This window comes from Paenibacillus sp. AN1007, from assembly GCF_040702995.1.
Classification (GTDB): domain Bacteria; phylum Bacillota; class Bacilli; order Paenibacillales; family Paenibacillaceae; genus Paenibacillus.
This window is the reverse complement of record NZ_CP159992.1, coordinates 4,758,370-4,775,533: the sequence shown is the minus strand read 5'-3', so window position 1 is coordinate 4,775,533 and position 17,164 is coordinate 4,758,370. Positions and strand designations below refer to the sequence as shown.

Genomic DNA, 17,164 nt, shown 5'->3' with positions numbered 1-17,164 from the left:
TATGAACAGACACAGGTGACGGCGCCGGAGTCCGGCGTCGTTATGTGTGCTTTTTTTAGGCCATATTGAGTCAATATTTACATGTACTCATTTACATCTAATTTGAATAGTTTAATTTAGTTTTATTGTTGGCTTGTATTGTTAGCTGCATAATGACATGCTGTTTCGCTCATTATTATGAACGGGAGCGTATGCATAGTGATATCTATTTATCTATATAATTTGAACTATTAAATTACACAATAACGGAGAGGATAGAAAAAACCTGAAGAAGCGAAGCGTTCGCCTTTATCACCGGATTTTCCCTTTTTAAAAGGGAATCAAAAAATCCGGGGATAACAGCGATCGGAAGGTTATTCTGTCATCGAAGTGCATGTGTAAACATCTTTAGTTCAAATTATATCGCATTTTATATTACTTAAAGGAGCCAACTATGAGAACAGTCACATCATTCTTGAAAAAACCGCAGGGGTTGCTGGTTTTATCACTCGCGCTGGTCATTTTCGGCAGCTTGTTTGCCGGTATGTTTAACACATCGTTCTATTCCGTCAAGGTTAAAGAGATCAAATTCCAGGCCGACCACGGAACGTTATCGGGTCTGCTGTACATGCCAAAAGGCGCGGGTGCCGATGACAAAAGACCGGTTATTATTACAACACATGGTTATTTGAACACGAAAGAAATGCAGGATGCACCTGCCATTGAGATGTCCAGACGTGGTTACATTGTGCTGGCGCTCGATATGTACGATCACGGGGATTCCCGCTGGAATGCACCAATTCCGGTGAAAGATATGTTTGGCACATTCTGGATTTATTCTCAATTCGATGCAGCTAAATATATCTATGATCAGGAATACACGAAAAAGGATGACAAGGGTAACGCGTATGTTGCGGTTAGCGGTCACTCCATGGGGGGATTCTCGACACTGCTCTCCATGTACATGGATGAGATGACGTCATTGCAAACAGGGCACCGCATGATCTATACCGGAATCTCTGTAGGCGCAGACTATTCGTATGCGGCAGCCGTGGCTCCGCAAGACCAGCTGCAGGCGGCTTTTGGAAGCCGAACAGTAGGGATGATTGCGGGTAAGTATGACGAGTTTTTCTTTAACAAATCCGACGAAGAGAAAACAGCCGCTGAAAAAGAAATCAAAGGTACCGTGATGCGCAAAGATTTTGCCGCAACGACTTCGGGTAAAGCATTCCTCGGACTGGCAGCAGATGCGCCAAGAGCGGAAACGGACAAGTTTACAGAAGTACAGTCCGGAGACCTGTTGGTGGATGGCAAAGTAGTACGCCCTTCGCAAACGGGCGAGCACATCATGTTTACACCGAATCAGACTCACCCGTGGAACCATTTTTCGCCAACGACAACGGGACATCTGATCGACTTTTATGCTCATGCTTTCAATGGGGTAACGTCACCGAACCAGACCAATGTGAATCTGGGATCGGGAAATCAGATCTGGTGGGCGAAGGAAGCCTTTAACTTTGTATCTTTGATCGGCTTCTTCCTGATGATTGTGCCTCTGATTACGCTGCTGCTCAGACTGCCATTGCTGCGTAAAGCGGTTAGCAGTGAGATTGCAACGGTATCCGCTGCCGTAAGCGGCAGACAAAAAACAATGTACTGGCTTGCGATTGCGTTCAGCACGCTGATTCCGGCCATTCTTTTCCCAACGCTGATGGATAAATCGGCAGACGGATTGAATGTACTGCGTATCATTGCTCTGATTCTGTTGATTGTAAGTGTGCTTGCTGCAGTCATTGGATTTGTCTTGGCTGGAAGCAAAAAGAATGATTATGCGGCAAGCCGCCGGATGAAAAATATCGGCGTAGGAAGCGTGCTGCTCGCCATTGTATCTCTTGCCATGTGGATTGTGTTTAACTATGCGAGCAAAATTGTCGTTACAGGCACATACTTCAATGAACCAACGACGAACCAGATCGTATACTGGGCGTTGGTATCGGCGTTAATTATGATGCTGGTGACCTTTGCATTCCACTATTTCTCCAAAAAGGATGCAGGTACCCGTTTCAGCGATTACGGGATTAGCTTGAATATCGGAACCATCATTGCCAGCCTCGTAACAGCTGTACTCGCGATTGTAATCGGGTATGCACTGCTGTTCGCAGTACAGGCAATCTTCGGAACGGACTTCCGCATCTGGACATTTGCAGTACGTACGTTTGAACAGGCACATTTCGTTACTGCACTGCGTTATGCACCACTGTTCCTAATCTATTACTTTGTGAGTGCCATTGCGCTGAACGCCAATACACGCGGCAAACGCGGCGGTATGTTCCTTGCGATTGTACTGAATGTTGGCGGACTGGTATTGTGGATGCTGGCACAGTATGGCAAAGACTTTATGACAGGTGTGGCGCTGTATCCAACTCAAGCACTGAACGGCATCCTGTTGTTCGCGCTGGTGCCATGTCTGATCATCGCTGCGGTATACGCACGCAAATTGTTTGAGAAAACGAACAATGTATGGCTCGCGGCATTTGTGAATACGCTGCTGTTTACGATGGTGACGGTGGCAAATACAGTTCTCTTCTGGAACTTGGTTTAGTGTGAAAAAAGATATGGTGTGCCTTTAGATTACACTTGACCACTCCGATGGCGACTATGCTTTCGATCGCTGTTATCCCCCGATTTTATTGAACTTTTCCTATGGGGAAAATCGGGTGATAAAGGCGGACGCTCCGCTTCTCCAGCATTAGTCTTCCATCTCCGTTTCGGTGTAATCTATGAGAACGTTCATATCCAACGTTTTCAAATTAAACGTTGGATAAAATATAGACCGCTCTGTGGGCTTGGCCTACAGAGCGGTCTTTTTTGTGAGACTACACGTGATTAGAGTTAACCGAAATTGGCGTTAGCTGTGGGAAATAGTGTAATCTGAGAGTAGAAGTAACTTACTTGAACGAGAAGGGAACGAAACATCTAATGACTCAAAAAATTTACTATGACGCTGCGTATACACGCCAGTGGCATACACATATTACAAATCGAGTGACGAAAGAAGATGGCGTATACGTTACGCTGGTCGAGACGGCATTTTATCCTCATGGAGGCGGACAGCCGTGTGATCTGGGACAGATTGGCGGCATTGCTGTTCTGGATGTGAACCTGGAGGACGGAGAAATATGGCATAAGCTGGAGCGTTCACCGGAGCAGGATGAAGTGGACTGTGAACTGGATTGGGAGCGAAGATTCGACCACATGCAGCAGCATACGGGCCAGCATTTGTTATCGGCAATTACATTGAAGCTGACGGATGCCATGACGCTCAGCTTTCACTTGGGCACAGACTACGCAACGATTGATGTGGCTGCAGAGACTCTCAGCGCGGAACAGCTGGCTGCGATTGAGCAGGAGGTGAATCGGCAGATTGTTCGCAATGCTCCGGTTCGCGCTTCATGGGTTACCGCCGAAGAAGCCGCACGTTTGCCTTTGGTGAAGCAGCCGACGGTGACGGAGGACATTCGCATCGTGGAGATCGAGGGTGTCGAGTACAATGCTTGTGGCGGCACGCATGTGGCGGCAACAGGCGAGATTGGCATCATTAAGCTGCTGAGAACGGAGAAGGTGAAGGGCGGTACTCGAATATATTTCAAATGCGGAATGAGAGCTTTGAACGAATTTACAGCAGCACAACAGGTACTAAACGGGATAACGGCAAAGTTAAAGACAAGTCGGGACGAGCTGCTGGAGCGCATTGAGAAAATGGAGCAGGAGCAAAAGCTGCTGCAAAACGAGCTGAATGCAGTAAAATCGACCAACGATTCTTACTATGCACAGGAACTGCTTGCGGCACGGGAAGGGCTGGTCATTGCCCAGATTTTCGAGGATAAATCTCTCAAGGACATGCAAAGTCTTGCCACCAAACTTACCGCAGAGCATGAAGGTTTGGTGCTGTTTGCCAGCATCTCGGAAGCGAAGGTTGTGCTGGCACAGAACGGACAGCCGCCGGAATGGGCATGCGGGCCATTTTTCAAAGGCAATCTGGGGGCTTACCAGGGTAAAGGCGGCGGCAGTGAGAAATTAGCTCAGGCGGGTTTCGCGAGCAGTGAGGATGCGCTGGCATTTTATGAATTCACGAAGGAGCAGCTTGGACACCATTCCTAAATTTGGAGGAGGCTGAAGCATGTCAGAACGTATCCCATGTATAAGCGAAGGGTGCGATCATAAGATTTTACCAGCGACCGCTGCCAAAACGGGCGGGTACTGCATGCCCTGCAAGCAGGAAATGGAGCGTGAAGCCCACCAGCGGTACATTGAGGCAAATCGGCGGGATGTGAATCTGTATGAAGGGATTACGGATGAGGTACAGATTTTGAAAATCATGCATGAATCTCGCACATATGATGAACTTGTTCGATATGTACCGTATAAATATTCCATGGAACAGGTATATCTATCTCTTTCAGCAGAGCAGCAGCAGGAGATGAAACAATATGCGATGGAGCTGATCCGATCAGATGATGAGGATACCGGCAAAGATATTTTGGTATATCTCGTGTGTTACCATGATCTGCCCCTGACTGCGGAGATTCCGGAGCTTCTGGATCGGGACATCGTTTATCCGGCTGTTTTGTTCAAAAGCGCCTCTGGTGAGACGCGAGATCATCTGCTGCAGCAGGTGAACACCGATGAGGGAAATCGCAACCTTATCTTGATCATGCTGGCCTTCATTGGCGACGATGTTGTTGTGCAGCAGTTCTGGCAGTGGAAGCAGTCTCCACCAGAGTGGACTGACAAGCTGTATGCCGCCCCTGATGCTTACGCGCTGCAGGCGGGTTGGGAGTTAACCGAAGAAGGGCAGCGAAGAGAGTTATTTATGACCCCGAGTTATTCATTGTATGAAGCAGGGGAGAGTAATGCAGCGAGAAGTGAGAGCGACAACCTTGCTGGTGATCTAGTTTCTTTGCTCGCACCAAGTTTCTATCATTGCCCGTGGTGCAGCAATCCAATCGTCAGCTTAATGAATTTACATGTGAAGCATCCATCGCTTCAGTCCGTCCACTGGAATTCTCCACAACTTGATGTGCAGACCTGTCTGATATGCAGCTGTTATGGCGTGGTCTACATGGAGATGGATTCCACAGGCAATCCAGTCTGGAGCAAGCATAATGTGAAGCCTGATGGATTCGATGAGTTAGATATAGAAGAGATGAAGTTGGATATTTCGGGATTAGTGTCTCGTACATTGGATTACGCAGGAGCAGAAGAAGGAGAGTCACTGGCACAGATCGGGATAGAAGAAGGAGAGCAGGAACAGGGATGGCAGCAGGGAAAGGAACAGGAGTCGGTGCAGGAGCAAAAGCAGAAGCAGAAGCAGGTACAGCGCCGTTCATTCTGCATTGCGCCTGAACCACGCCGACCTTTTCATGGCAGTGAATGGGCCATGGAACCTTCGCTGTCTCAGGTTGGCGGGCACCCCGGATGGGTGCAGGATGCAGACTATCCAGAATGTCCTGCCTGCTCTACTACGATGAAGGCGCTCGGTCAGTTGGATGGCGAATTAATTCAGGAGCATGGTGAAGGTGTATATTACATGTTCGCTTGTGAGCCATGCCAGATGACGGCAGTATCGTATCAGCAGTCTTGAGGTTTAAGGCGTAAGCTGTTTCTGGCCGTTTTCCACTCTAACGATCACAGGAATCCTTATTTGAGCGATTCAGACTGTTTTAGAATTCTAACGATCCGTAGGGACGTTATTTCGTTGTCAAAGGGTTCTTTTCGCTTGAAAACACCTGATCTGAGGATCGTTAGGTTTTTTTAGGCCGTATTTTGCCCAAATAAGCTCCCTACGGATCGTTAGCGGTGGTGATAGTTTTCATTGATAGTCGTAGAAATCTGCAGTGGAGTAAAGTGAAGTGAAGCGGGGGCGAGCGCGAATACCAAGCCGATGCATATCCAGTTGGTTGCCAAGATACACTGTGAGTTAAAGTAGAGCACGAGAACTTTCATATAACATGGTGTTGAATACTTCTAAAGGCTTGTTCTTTGCGGATAGCAGCAGAGAGAGCGGACGTTTGATGACGGTAATCGTAAGCGTGCATGTAAAGCTTAGGCAGATAACTTCAACAGCGAAATTAAACCTTGGTAGGATAAAATAAACCCTTCTGTATTGGACTATGCCAACTCCTTTCACTAAACCAAACTATTGTTGTCACAAAACCTGACATCGTTGTAAGATGAAATCATTGATTCAATTCGTAGTGATGTGTCATTTACAAAATGTCGGCAGGAGTGGGAACGATGGAAATTAGAGTGGATGATCTGAGTGGTAACCAGGTAAAGGCGTTAATCGCGGAACATTTATTGGGTATGGCGGCGGATTCGCCGCCCGAGAGTATACATGCTTTGAATCTGGATGGACTGAAAAAGCCAGAGATTACATTCTGGTGTGCATGGGACGGAGAGGAACTGCTCGGCTGCGGAGCGATCAAGGAGCTAAACGCAGAACATGCTGAACTGAAGTCAATGCGTACGGCTTCGGCTCACTTGCGCAAAGGAGTAGCCCGTGGAATTCTGGCTCACATTATCGACGAAGCGGTCGCTCGCGGTTATCAACGAATCAGTCTGGAGACGGGCTCCATGGATTCATTTATCCCGGCACGGAAACTTTATGAGGATTTCGGGTTCGAATATTGCGAGCCGTTTGCTGATTATATTTTAGATCCGAACAGTGCATTTATGACCAGAGTAATTGGATGAAATCATGGATGAATCTGTAAAGAAACCAGTCTCTATAACATGGGGACTGGTTTTATTCCGTTTAAAATGAAACATTTGATACAGTCCATGCCGCGTAAAAAGTGGTAAACTAAAATTCGGGATTTGAACGCTGTGACGCATCAATGAAATGGAGGGTGAAGGTGATGATCTACTGGTGGTTTGAGGAAATGAACCCATTATTCATTGTTTTTGTGCTGTGCCCCTTAATTGCCGTACTGATAGGAGTCTGCTGGTATAACGCAGCATGGTGCAGCCGGACAATCGCTTTGGGCGTATCCTTTCTGTTACCTTTGCTGTATATAACCACTGACTGGATGACGTTTACCGCTAATCTGGGTGCGTGGCTGATGTATGGGATCATGTATGGTCTGATCACTTGGTCGGCTTACCGATTACTTTGTACGTTTAAAGGGTATAAATCATAGGCATATCCTATGTTTGGGATGAATTGGCCGCACAGAATAGGTGGGCTGATTCGCCTTTGATAGGGTATACTGGACATTATATTGTTCAAAAATAGACAGGATTACAGACGTTTTGTACCTCAGGAGGATTTCAATTGGCTCAGACTCAGACGGAAGAATCATTACAGAAAAAATTAAAACCCAGACACATCACTTTTATGGCGATGGGTGGTGTCATTGGGACAGGTATTTTTAAAGGCAGTGCGGGCACGATCGGTCTGGCAGGCCCGGGTGTTATTGTGACGTACATTTTCGCGGGGCTGCTGTTACTTGTGGTCATGGCTGCGATGGCAGAGATGGCTACGGTATACAAGAATAGAAACATGAAAGATTTTGTACAAGAGGCATTTGGCAGCCGAGTTTCATTTATTATGGGATGGATGTACTGCTTCCTGTGGTTATCGGTGTGTGTCATTGAGGTGATTGCTGCAGGCAGCTTCCTGCAGTATTGGTTTGCAGATGTTCCGCTGTGGATGCTCAGTCTGGCGTGCGCGGCATTTATAATATTGGTGAATCTGCTCAGCGTTGGTGTGTTCGGGGAATTTGAGTTCTGGCTGGCCGGGATCAAAATTGCGATGATCATTATCTTTATCGTTCTTGGGGCGGGGCTGATCTTTGGCCTCATTCCAAGCGATAACACACCTTATCTGCAGAACTATACACAAGCTGGCGGGTTTTTCCCGAATGGCTGGACGTCGATTTTCTCAGCACTGCTCGTAGTCATGTTCTCGTATGGTGGGTCAGAGCTGATTGGTTTGACGCTGACAGAGACGGAAAATGCGGAGAAAGTGATGCCTAAGATCGTGGGCAATTTTATGCTCAGAATCATCTTGTTCTTCACGCTGCCCATTCTGATTATCTGTGGTCTGATTCCGTGGAACGAGATTGGACCGGAAAGCAGTCCGTTTGTACAGGTGTTGGCGTCCACTGGCCTGCCGGGGGCTGCACATATTATGAACTTTATTCTGGTGACGGCGGTGCTGTCTGCAGCGAACTCGGGTATCTACGGAGCATCCCGCATGATGCATTCCATGGCTGTCGGCGGGGAAGCTCCAAAAGCACTTGCCAAGACCAATCGCAATGGCAGTCCGATTAACACCTTGCTGGTGTGTACAGTTGTTCTGCTGGCTGGTTCTATGCTAGGACTGTTTGCACAAGATCAGCTGTTTAGAGTGCTGCTTGCTGTTCCTGGCTTTGTCGTTATTCTGGTCTGGATCTGCATCGCTGCGTCACAGCTCAAATTGCGTAAAAAATATCCGGTTCAGCCTACCTTCAAGGTATGGGGGTTCCCTTACATTACCGGAACGGTTGTTATGATACTCAGCATCATTGCTCTGATGTTTGTGTTTGATGAAGGGAATCGATTCAGCATAAGCATTTGTCTCGGCGTACTTGCACTGCTGACGATCTGGTCTTTGATTCGATTTCGGAAGATGGAAAGCCGGTTGTCGGGACGATAGGAAACCTGGATAAATCCAGTGTAAAACAGAGCCTATTAAAAAACAGATATAACGATCATATATTTTGGATAAAGATCTCGGTGCTTGCGCCGGGATTTTTTTATTAACAAGGATGTGAGTAGGATATAGGTATGGCCTTATTACATAAATAATATCTTGAAACAACAGTTGTCCGATATTCATTTGTATAAAACGCTTGACCCTATGAAGAAAAAAAGGATAATATAGGATTGAAAGACCAAATATATCCATTAATGAGGTGATTAGTGTTTAAAGTTATTATTTTCAATTCATTTAAAAGATGTAATCAAGGTCGTTTTTTCTTTTTTTAATTACAATTTGGGAGGAATTAAAAATGAAAAAGATCGTTAGTTTAGCTCTTTCTATGAGTCTGGCACTGAGTGTTCTTATTTTTCCTTCAAGCCATGTGAGCGCAAGTCAAGAAGTTTCTATTAAAACTGATATGAATGTCTATCAGAAAATGAAGGAAGCAGGAATGACGGATAAGGACATTCAGACATTACAACGGAAAAATGCTGAAGATCTCAAATTTTTAAGTGAGGGTGGTTTAGAGAGGAAAGCTCTGAATGATCAGAAGTTACTCTCGAACATTCCAAATAAGGAAAAATCTTTGGCATCCTCTGTATTAGGTACATACGGTGACATTTTAGTCGCGTATAACGCTAGTTCTTGGGGCATAGATTTTGGTTATCCAGGACATGCTGCTATTGTTGCAATAGCTAATACTCGAACCGTTGAATCTTTCCCTGATGATGGAGTGCAGTATCATGTAAACGATTGGGGGAATCGTTCCAATGTGTATGCAATGAACGTTAAAGGAGCAACTGCAAGTCAGTATAATAAAGCAGCAAATTACGCTGCACAACAAATTGGAAAGCCGTATAACTGGAACTTTGTTAACCCGTGGACTGAGGATAAATTTTATTGTTCTCAATTGGTATGGAAAGCATGGAAAACACAAGGGATAGATGTGGATTATATAACGATTGATCCTATTGTAACTCCTATGGAAATAGCTAAATCAGGCAATACATTGATCTACTACAGCAACTAAATAATTGATATTTCGGGAAATCAGAGTGAGGAAGAAGGGGCTTTTTCTTCACTCCTGATTTTCTTTTATAAAGGGAGGGAACGATGGAGAAGTGAACATAAAAAACAAAAAATTAATTCTAACTACAATCATTAGTCTGTTTGCGATAGCTATTTCCATACTGTTGTACACACCCTTTCAAAAAATAACATCGACAAATACTAATACGGGCATCGAATTTGCAGTTGTATACTCCAATGCGATGGACGAAGGATTCGAAGTGGTGAAGTATGATAATCGTGGAAATATACTAAACGAACAAAGATTCAAAGAGGGTCAAGCCATATATTACTTTTCAGAATTCAAGGATAATTATTATTTAATGTCAGAACGTAAAAATCGTCATTATATTTTGAATGAGGATGGAGAAGTTAACCTGCTTTTTGGGCCTGAAAAATATGAAAAGGATCGAAATATAGGATCAGCTTTTTCACGTAGTAGCGAGAAGTATATGTTTTATTCCATGAATGTTGGAATTAATCCCGAGTATTCACCCAATGAATATATGAGTGAGCTGGTATATTTTGATGGTTCTAAAAGTAGGAACATAGAATTGTCAGGATATATTCAATCGGTTGTTGAACAAAATAACAAGGCATATGTTTTATCTTTTAATGGGAATAATAATAAACTAGGAATATATGTAATAGATTTATTGGAAAATAAAGCAATTAAAACAATACCTATAGACAACCACCTTAAGCAGTTCGAAGGCTACTTTCCGACTGGGCTGAACAATGGATCTCCCCTACAAGTATATCAAAATAAATTAATACTTATCTTGGACGGAAACACAAAAGATACTCAACATCGACCTATTATGCAGATTATTAATCCTGATAGTGGAAAACTTGAGCAGGAATTATCCATTTCAAACCAAGATTTTGAGGTTTATGACACACAAGTGCATGAAGATAAGCTATATATAATCTCAAGTGACTCTAGTTTTATTGAATATAATGGATTAAGTGACAAGAGCAAAACAGTTCATTTAGATCAAGATAAAAATTTTGTGAAAAAGAGGGAATCAGACAGAGGCAATATATCAGGCATAAAAATCATTGGAAACCAAATATATATATTGTATGATTTTGTTAAGGAAGTTCCATCCAAAAGGAACAGAGAAATAAGGGCGTACAATCTGGAAACAGGAGATGAAGAAGTCAAAATAACATTGAATTATCGGTCCGACAAAGAAATAATAAAATTTTTTAGTTTGAATTGAATAGGAGGTGTGCACGTGATTTATTGGTTTTATAGTGGGCTTAATCCAATGATACCTGTTTTTATAATCTGTCCTATTATTGTGATTCTTATAGGGACGATGGCGCATTTTGGTAAATTAAACCTTGTCCTAGGCATGTGTATTTCTTTTTTGTTACCCTTGTTATTTATAGCTGTCAATGCAGCTACATTCAAAGCCAATATTGGAGCATGGATAATATATGGAATAGGTTACAGTATCATTACATTAATTGTTTACAAGTTTCTAGGTTTTCTAAAAAAATAAAATATAAATACTACAAAGAAGACAGCCTGAGATATGGCTGTTTTAAGTCTGTACATAAATAAATCGGTGTTAGCTGCTTAAGGTGCCATTGCTCTGATGTTTGTGTTTGAGAAGGGAATCGATTCAGCATCAGCTTCTGCCTCGGCGTACTTGCACTGCTGACGATCTGGTCTTTGATTCGATTTCGGAAGATGGAAAGCCGGTTATCGGGATGATAGGAGTTGTACTTTCAGGCAGACGCTGATATTGCACACGCATGGCAGAAGGCTCAAAAGACCGCACTAACTGAAAAGGAAATAGAATGGTTCAAAAAACTAGCCAATCATGAGCTTAAAGAAAAGCAATATATGGATGGCGGTATGCCCTTAAGAGATCCGTCTACATGGAATAATGACACAAAAAGATTTGATCCGGATCCTTTGAAAAATGCACACGATAAGGCAAATATAACAGATCCCAATCCAACAGCATCCTTCCCAGGCTATGATTCTGGTTCAGATTATATTAAACATATGGATGATGGGATTGATTATTAAATATGAGGTGAGAGCATGTATCTTAAACAAGCAGTTGCGAGGATAAATAATATTGATTGGAGCTTGGTGGGCAGTATTGCTTCTAAAGTGGAGGCTGACTTGGCGTGTGAATTCCTGCGAAGATTGGCCTGTTTTTTCAAAGAAGAGGGGATCAGACCGATAAAACCTTTAGTTGCTGACATAGCAAAATTACTAGGTGATACTGAAGAAGTGGAGGTATCGGATTATTTCAATTCAGAAGTTGTTGAGTTTTTAGGAGAAAATATATATGTGAAGAATATTATTCAATATTATTTACATCTTGCTAAGTATGCTGAAGAACGCCCAGAAACATATAGGCATTTGAATGTATATGAACCTTTGATTAAAATTCTTGAAAGGAAGGGGATGTTTGTTCTTAGAATAAATGCTTTGGATATTGTGAATGGATCACATATCCCTTTAGAAGACTGGTATGAAAATTTTGTGAACATGAACTCCCTTGAAATAGATCAGTTAGGGGAGTTTACTGTTTGATTACAGAAACGACCCCAAAGTAATCCGATAAAGATAATAGAATCTTAAAGAAAACCTCCAACTACCATGTTGGAGGTTTTCTTTGCCTAAAACTCTCTGAAACACTTCGTTTCATAAGCCTTATAAAGCCACCAATACCAAAACTAACACTACAATGATAGCGTTTTTATGTAAATCCAATATTTTCTTGCCTAATTCGACATATTCGTATACTATTTTCCCATAACTTAGTGCTTCAAGCGCATGTTTTTTGGGTATGACCTAGTCAAAAAGGCTTGGGTTTGTGGGGAGGAAGAGGGAGCGAATGATCGGTTTTTTCAGAAAACGCCTGGTGATGCGAATTGCGGCTGTGGTAACACTGGTCATTACGATTATAGCGGTGGGAAGCATGCTGACGCAGATCGCTAATGTGAAGCTTGCTGCACAGCGGGCTATCGCGAGTTACAATATCCAGATTGCCGAAAGTTATGTAAAGCAGCTGGATACAGCATCCTATCTGGGATTTGCCAAGGATCCCAAGGAGAATGAGGAGTATCTCCGCATTCGGGATGAACTGGATGATTTTCGTGTGCGTATTGGTGCCATGTATGTATATTTCGTCAAAATTGACGAAAAAGGAAGCCCGCTTATAATGGTGGACGGGATGAAGGATGCGGATAAAGCTTCAGCGATCAACGAAGTGACCGACATTCCAGCCAATGCGGTTCAGAAGCTGCTGCAGGGGGAAACAGCAAGTTCGCCGATCATTAATAATCCGGAGTATGGCGACTATATTTCGTCCTATGCACCGATTCTGGACAGCAGCGGTGGTCTGGCAGGTGTGATTGGAATTGATACAGGGATAGCTGTCATCGGAGGTATTGAGACTGATATATTGAAATCAAGTCTTCCGCTGTATGTGATCCTGCTTATCGCAGCACTTGTCGGTATAGCTGTAGTGATGTGGTTTATCGTTAGAGGATTGCGTCCGCTTCATCCACTTAAATCAAGTGTAGAAAAGATGGCACAAGGCGAGCTTGCCGAAGCTAATCGTACTTTGACAGCATACCGTTTGCGGAGTAAAGATGAGATTGGAACAACATATGAAGCGATGATACATATGTCTGGTAACCTGAATAAAATCGTAAGTGATATGGTTGGTGGAGTGGCCTCAACAACCGAATTGTTATCCGAATCCACCAAGGCGTTTAATCGAAGCACGGATGAGATGCTTGCTATGAGCCGAACTGTGGATCGTGCTGTGGAGGAGATTAGACAAGGTGCGCATACCCAGAAGCAAAGTGCCAGTGACAGCGCCCATGCGATGGAAGAGATTGCAAAAGGCATCAATGATATATCTGAATCCTCCAATGTAGTGTCAGATGCGGCAGCAGCAGCTCTTACTGCGGCGGAATCGGGGCAGCAGCGCATGACCGTGATGAAGAAACAAATGGAAAACATCTCTGAGGTATCTGGGGAGGTTACCACGATGGTGCAGGTGCTGAACAACTATTCTGCTGAAATCAGCGGTGCACTGCATACGGTGCGTGACTTTGCAAGTCAGACCAAACTGCTGGCACTTAATGCTTCGATCGAGGCGGCCCATGCGGGTGAGCATGGCAGAGGATTTGCCGTGGTTGCGGAAGAAGTGAGAAAACTTGCCGAAGCTTCCAGTTCATCGATGGAACGAATCTCGGATCTGCTGCTTCGCATTGAACAGGAATCACAGCAGATTGGTACCCGTATGGTTGATACCGCTCAGGAGATCGGTCAAGGCGTAATATATACAGCCGAGGCAGAGCTGACGTTCTCACAGGTTGTAGATGCATTTCAACTGGTAACCCAGCGTATTCAAGAGGTTTCTGCTGCGGCTGAGGAAATTACAGCGGGCTCGGAAGAAGCGGCAGCTTCCGTCAACACCATTTCACAGATTTCTGCAGGCGTGTCCGATCATTCGGATGAGATTTACCGTCTGATGCAGGATCAATCCGTGATGTTCCGTAAGGTCGCGGAAACATCTACGATGCTGGAACAGCAGACGAATGAGATGAGCGAAGCCGTAGAAAAAGTGAAGGTATAAATTTAGTTATAGGAAAAGTAAACCCCTTAATGACTACGAATAGAAGACAAGCAGATAGAAAGATTTGAAAAGAAACATGATACAGGAAATGTAACGAGATCAACGGTAGATATATAAAGACAAAAAGATATAACATCAGAGTTAATAAGCAAAAGTGCTCCGCCCAAGTGGAGGAGCACTTTTTGATGAGAGCAGATAGCACCTTGCGGCGAAGATATCAGATCACGGGATAACAGATCACAGATGGCCCAGTTCAATCGCTTGTTTGAAGCGTCGGGCAAATTGTTCTGCCGCAGCCGCAGCCTCTCTGGATTCTGTCTGCACGAAGCCGATCTGCATTTTGGGCTGCTGGATCTCGGTAATCTCGACCATCTTAATCAATCCTTCTTTCCAAAGCGGGTGCTGGTGAAAGGAGAAGTCATGCCCGATGGTTGCGGCGATGTTATTTTTCAACACCGTGCTGATGGCTTCCGAATTATTGGTCTTGAATAAGATGGACAGATGCCCATATTCATAGGTGAACTCTTGCAGGAAATCCTCAATAAAACCGTCCCGATATAACGCGAGTTTATGTTCTTTTAGCTGCTCAGGGGTGACACGTGTGTGTTTGGCCAGTTCGGACAGCTGATGGGTGCATACAACAAGCTTGCTTGAATACATTGGTGTAAAATGCAGTCCATCCAATTCGCGCAGTTGTTTCGCGTAAATGGCGATAAAGCCCAGATGTGTCTTGTTCATACGAATGTCTTCAATGACTTCCATGGAACCTTTCTCTTCAATGGACAGTCTCAGCTGCGGATGGTCCCGCTTCATGTCGGCAGCTGACTGCACCAGATAATGCATGACACTTGGAAAAGTAGCAACATGCAGATCACCTGTCAGCGTAGAGGCGGCTTCATTCAAAGCTTTCAATTCATCGATTCGCTGCAGGATGTCCAGCGCTTTGGCGATAAATTGTCTGCCTTCCGGTGTGGGATGGGTGCCCTGTCTGGAACGCACGAATAGAATCAGGCCCAGCTCTTTTTCCAAACGGTGAACGGATTGGCTAATAGCAGATTGAGTGACGTGAAGCTGCTCTGATGCAGCGGAGAAAGATTGGGTTTTTGCGATTTCAACAACGTATTCGAGCTGTTCCAGATTCATGGGTTCATCCCCGTTCAACATTAGTAAAAGTAATGTTAACATAAATATCTATAAATATGAATAATGAACGAATAGCGATATAATATATAGACAAGCAGGATACTAGTTCATTATTAGTTGAACTTTTATTTACACAGTAACGAAGAGGACAGAAAACCTGAAAGATCGAAGCTGCAAGCTTTCTGAGAGCAGGCTGGCATCGGAAGCATACGCTCCGCATTTATCATCTGATTTTTACCTTTGCAGAATGGAAGCAAAAAAAATCGGAGCGCAACCGTGAAAGGTTATTTTGTCATCGGAGTGCTCAGTGTGAACATCTTAGTTCGACTAATTTAAAAAGGGGATGACAGAATGAAGGCAGCAGTATGGTATGGACACAAAGACGTACGTGTGGAAGATCGCGAAGTGCCGGTTGCTCAGTCAGGACAGGTTCAGATCAAAGTTGAGTACGCCGGAATCTGCGGCAGTGACCTGCACGCTTATCACCATGGCGTAGGTATTCAAGAGGGAGAAAATCACCCACTTTCGGGTCAAAAAGCACCATTGACGCTGGGGCATGAATTTGCAGGTACGGTTAGTGGTATAGGTAATGGTGTAAGCGGTATCAACATCGGTGATCGAGTCGTGGTAGAACCGCTTTACCACTGCGGAACCTGCGAGTACTGTATCCAAGGCAGATATAATCAGTGTACACAGTTTGGTTTTGTAGGGTTAAACGGTGATGGTGGTTTTGCTGAATACGTAGTAGTTGAATCTTACATGGTACACCCAATACCAGACAATGTTTCCTTTGAAGAAGGGGCACTCGTTGAACCGACTGCGGTTGCTTTTCATGCTGTACGTCACAGTAAGCTGCAGGTGGGGAACAAGGTCGCTGTATACGGAGCAGGTCCAATCGGCCTGTTAACAATCCTGTCAGCCAAAGCAGCCGGAGCATCTGAGGTGTATGCTGTCGATGTATTCGAGGATCGTCTGGAACTGGCGGCTAAACTTGGCGCAATCCCGGTGAACAGCAGCAAGGTGGATGCAACTCAGGTCATTACGGAGCAATCTGGCGGGATTGATGTGGCGTATGAAGCAGCTGGTGTGCAGCCAACGATGGATAGTGCTGTTTCAGTAATCAAAAAGGGCGGGGAAGTCGTAGTAATCGCGGCAATTCCAAATCCGCTGCAGGTGAATTTCTTCGACATGCTGGTGAAAGAGGCCAATCTGACGGCTACGTTGGCTTACCGACACATTTTCCCTGAAGTGATCGCTCTGATTGCTGAAGGAGCACTGGATGTGAAGCAGGTTATTACGAAAAAAATCAAACTGCAGGATGTTGTACAGGATGGCTTGGAACTGCTGATGAGCGATAAGAGTCATGCGAAAATTTTGATTGAAATTGGCGGCTAGGATCAGTTTTCGGATGTTAACAACTGATGCCAACAAGTTATAACGGTAAACGGTAAACGTAAAATGTAGAAGGGCTGTTCCCATCATGTCATCTATAAGATGGCATCGGGACAGCCCTTATTCTTGATTCATACGTCAAATCTTGGGATGCCAGGCCCAGCCCGAAAGAGCTGTATCCTGTGGATAACAAGCAGCAGCTTCCGATCCCGGC

Annotated in this window: 14 protein-coding genes; 13 read left to right on the top strand and 1 reads right to left on the bottom strand. The window is 44.4% G+C overall.

Annotated elements, in window-relative coordinates:
- Positions 1-433: 433 nt before the first annotated feature.
- The 12 genes from ABXS70_RS21530 (at position 434) to ABXS70_RS21475 (ending at position 14,415) form a co-directional block, all read left to right on the top strand.
- On the top strand, positions 434-2,581 hold the full coding sequence (locus ABXS70_RS21530; RefSeq protein WP_342554346.1) for a hypothetical protein: 2,148 nt from the start codon (positions 434-436) through the stop codon (positions 2,579-2,581).
- A 377-nt stretch (positions 2,582-2,958) separates the two neighbouring features.
- Complete coding sequence (locus tag ABXS70_RS21525; protein WP_366290761.1) at positions 2,959-4,140, top strand: alanyl-tRNA editing protein; 1,182 nt, start codon at positions 2,959-2,961, stop codon at positions 4,138-4,140.
- 19 nt (positions 4,141-4,159) lie between these two features.
- On the top strand, positions 4,160-5,623 hold the full coding sequence (locus tag ABXS70_RS21520; RefSeq protein WP_366290758.1) for a DUF1963 domain-containing protein: 1,464 nt from the start codon (positions 4,160-4,162) through the stop codon (positions 5,621-5,623).
- 653 nt (positions 5,624-6,276) lie between these two features.
- Positions 6,277-6,735, top strand: coding sequence for a GNAT family N-acetyltransferase (locus ABXS70_RS21515; RefSeq protein WP_366290755.1), 459 nt, complete (start codon positions 6,277-6,279; stop codon positions 6,733-6,735).
- 164 nt (positions 6,736-6,899) lie between these two features.
- Positions 6,900-7,181 carry a hypothetical protein gene (locus ABXS70_RS21510; protein WP_366290752.1) on the top strand — a complete coding sequence of 94 codons (282 nt, stop codon included), beginning with the start codon at positions 6,900-6,902 and terminating at the stop codon, positions 7,179-7,181.
- Positions 7,182-7,315: 134 nt separating this feature from the next.
- Positions 7,316-8,680, top strand: coding sequence for an amino acid permease (locus tag ABXS70_RS21505; protein ID WP_342554351.1), 1,365 nt, complete (start codon positions 7,316-7,318; stop codon positions 8,678-8,680).
- A gap of 355 nt (positions 8,681-9,035) precedes the next feature.
- Complete coding sequence (locus tag ABXS70_RS21500) at positions 9,036-9,755, top strand: YiiX/YebB-like N1pC/P60 family cysteine hydrolase (RefSeq protein ID WP_342554352.1); 720 nt, start codon at positions 9,036-9,038, stop codon at positions 9,753-9,755.
- Between the two features lie 91 nt (positions 9,756-9,846).
- Positions 9,847-11,019: a hypothetical protein gene (locus ABXS70_RS21495; RefSeq protein WP_366290749.1), complete on the top strand. Its 1,173-nt coding sequence runs from the start codon at positions 9,847-9,849 to the stop codon at positions 11,017-11,019.
- 15 nt (positions 11,020-11,034) lie between these two features.
- Positions 11,035-11,304, top strand: coding sequence for a hypothetical protein (locus ABXS70_RS21490; protein WP_342554354.1), 270 nt, complete (start codon positions 11,035-11,037; stop codon positions 11,302-11,304).
- Positions 11,305-11,525: 221 nt separating this feature from the next.
- A complete protein-coding gene (locus ABXS70_RS21485) occupies positions 11,526-11,840 on the top strand; it encodes a hypothetical protein (protein WP_342554355.1) in 315 nt (104 codons plus the stop codon).
- A 15-nt stretch (positions 11,841-11,855) separates the two neighbouring features.
- Positions 11,856-12,356 carry a hypothetical protein gene (locus ABXS70_RS21480; RefSeq protein ID WP_342554356.1) on the top strand — a complete coding sequence of 167 codons (501 nt, stop codon included), beginning with the start codon at positions 11,856-11,858 and terminating at the stop codon, positions 12,354-12,356.
- 304 nt (positions 12,357-12,660) lie between these two features.
- On the top strand, positions 12,661-14,415 hold the full coding sequence (locus tag ABXS70_RS21475) for a methyl-accepting chemotaxis protein (RefSeq protein WP_342554357.1): 1,755 nt from the start codon (positions 12,661-12,663) through the stop codon (positions 14,413-14,415).
- A gap of 237 nt (positions 14,416-14,652) precedes the next feature.
- Here ABXS70_RS21475 and ABXS70_RS21470 read toward each other — a convergent pair whose 3' ends face one another.
- Complete coding sequence (locus ABXS70_RS21470; protein WP_366290745.1) at positions 14,653-15,558, bottom strand: LysR family transcriptional regulator; 906 nt, start codon at positions 15,556-15,558, stop codon at positions 14,653-14,655.
- 351 nt (positions 15,559-15,909) lie between these two features.
- Here ABXS70_RS21470 and ABXS70_RS21465 point away from each other — a divergent pair, with 351 nt between their 5' ends.
- Positions 15,910-16,953, top strand: a complete 1,044-nt coding sequence (locus ABXS70_RS21465) for a 2,3-butanediol dehydrogenase (protein WP_342554359.1) — start codon at positions 15,910-15,912, stop codon at positions 16,951-16,953.
- Positions 16,954-17,164: the final 211 nt, after the last annotated feature.